The organism is Rhizobium sp. P2_G2, from assembly GCF_056403555.1.
In genome coordinates, this window is the sequence record NZ_JBFUFF010000242.1 from 1 (window position 1) to 2375 (window position 2375).

Annotated in this window: 3 protein-coding genes; all 3 read right to left on the reverse strand. The window is 59.5% G+C overall.

Translation table 11 applies throughout. From position 1 onward, the window contains the following. Positions 1-367, reverse strand: a 367-nt coding sequence (locus AC1D06_RS42425) for an ABC transporter ATP-binding protein (protein ID WP_477991553.1), incomplete at its 3' end; no start/stop codon positions are given. Between the two features lie 20 nt (positions 368-387). Next, positions 388-1212, reverse strand: a complete 825-nt coding sequence (locus AC1D06_RS42430) for a carbohydrate ABC transporter permease (protein WP_477991555.1) — start codon at positions 1210-1212, stop codon at positions 388-390. 9 nt (positions 1213-1221) lie between these two features. Continuing rightward, entirely contained in the window at positions 1222-2094 is an 873-nt protein-coding gene (locus AC1D06_RS42435) for a carbohydrate ABC transporter permease (protein ID WP_477991556.1), read from the reverse strand. Positions 2095-2375 lie beyond the last annotated feature (281 nt).

The following is a 2375-nucleotide window of genomic DNA, read 5'->3' on the forward strand; positions in this document are numbered from 1 at the left end:
GATTGAGAACGCGGGCGGCTTCATTGACCTTCTTGTCGATCTGATCCTGCGGCATCTTCGCCATCTTCAGCGGGAAGGCGATGTTCTTCCTGACACTCATATGCGGATAGAGCGCATAGGACTGGAAGACCATGGCGAGCCGACGTTTGGCCGGGGCTTCGCTGGTCATGTCGCGGCCATCGATCTCGATCGTTCCGGATGTGGTGTCCTCGAGGCCGGCGATCAGGCGCAGCAGCGTGGACTTGCCGCAGCCGGACGGACCGACGAAGACCACGAACTCGCCTTCGTTGATCACCAGGTCGATGCCCGGGATGACGGCGGTGTTGCCGAAGGACTTGTTGACTTTCTTTAGCTGGATCGTTCCCATTTTCGTTCCCTCCCGGATTGTTATTTGACCGCGCCGAATGTCAGCCCGCGCACCARCTGCTTCTGCGAGAACCAGCCCATGATCAGGATCGGCGCGATGGCCAAGGTCGAGGCTGCCGAAAGCTTTGCCCAGAACARYCCTTGCGGACTGGAGAACGAGGCGATGAAGGCRGTCAGCGGCGCGGCATTGGTRGTCGTCAGCTGGATCGTCCAGAAGGATTCGTTCCAGGCAAGGATGATGTTGAGCAGCATGGTSGAYGCAATGCCGGGCACCGCCATCGGGGTCAGCACATAGACGATCTCGCCCCAAAGCGTGGCGCCGTCCATTCGCGCCGCTTCAAGAATCTCGCCCGGGATTTCGCGGAAGTACGTATAGAGCATCCAGACAACGATCGGCAGGTTGATCAGCATCAGCATGACGCAGAGGGCTGCACGGCTGTCGAGCAGGCCGAGATTGCGAAACAGCAGGTAGATCGGAAACAGCACCGCCACCGCCGGCATCATCTTGGTGGAGAGCATCCACATCAAGATGTCCTTGGTGCGCTTGGCCGGCGCAAAGGCCATCGACCAGGCGGCCGGCACGGCGACGATCAGTGCCAGGATCGTCGAGCCGACGGAAAGGAACACCGAATTGAGGAAGGGCGTGAAATAGTCCTTCTGGCTCTCGACGTCATAGTAGCTTTCCAGCGTGCCGGACGGGATCAGGTTGAAGCCCTGGATCGCCTCCTGCTCCGACTTGAAGCTGGTGATGATCGTGTAAAGGATCGGAAAGAAGATCAGCAGCGCGATGATCCAGGCAACGATGGTGACGACTGCGGTGCGTCTGGTGGAAACAGCTCTGGCCATGGTGCCCTCCTATCGGTCCAGGTTCTTGCCGACCGCSCGCATGGCGAAGAAGGCRACGATGTTGGCAAGGATGACTGCGATGATGCCGCCYGCSGARGCYTGRCCGATTTTGAATTCGAGCAGCGCCTTCTGGTAGACGAGGAACGGCAGGTTGGTCGAGGCATAGCCGGGGCCGCCATTGGTGGTGACCAGGATTTCCGCGTAGACGCTGAGCAGGAAGATCGTCTGGATGAGCACGACGACCGTGGTCGCACGCGCCAGATGCGGGACGACGAGGTAGATGAAGCGGTTGAAGAAATTGGCGCCGTCCATCTCCGCCGCTTCCTTCTGCTCGCCRTCGAGCGATTGCARYGCRGTSAGCAGGATCAGCGTCGCGAAGGGCAGCCATTGCCAGGCGACGATGATGATGACGGAGAGCAGCGGATATTGCCCGAACCAGTCGATCGGATGGAGGCCGAGCGMRCGGGCGAGATCAGCGAACACGCCATATTGGGCATGCATGATCATRTTCTTCCACACCAGYGCYGCGACCGGCGGCATGACGAAGAAGGGCGAGATCACCAGGATGCGGACRATGCCYTGRCCCCAGATCGGCTGGTCAAGCAGCAATGCGAGCGCGACACCGCCGATAATGGTGATCAGCAGCACGCCAACGACGATCTGCAACGTGTTGAGGATGGCCCACAGGAAAGCCGGATTGTGCAGGAATAGCAGGTAATTGGAAAATCCGACGAAACCGTCGCGGATCGGATTGAGCGGGTTATACTGCTGGAACGAGAACCACAGCGTCAGCGCCAAGGGTATCGCCATCCAGACGAAGAGTAGGATCACCGACGGCGCCAGCATTGYGCGGGCAAGCGTCCGGGTTTGTTGCGTGGCCATTCCTATCCCTCCCATTTGGCGGTCCTGTTCAAGAGCCCGCAAGCGGGAGAGACAACACCAGCCTACTTCTTCTTTGTTCGAACGTATTTTGACGGAAGATGTCGCATCAGAAATTTCAAAAGAGGCCACCCGACCGGAGTCGGGCAGCCAACGCGCCTTGGGAGACGTTACTTGATGTAGCCGCCTTCGGTCATCGTCGAGGTGGCGGCTTCCTGAGCCTGCTTGAGTGCGTCGTCGACGCTCATCTGGCCGGCAAGAGCGGCAGAGAAGAGCTGGCCAAC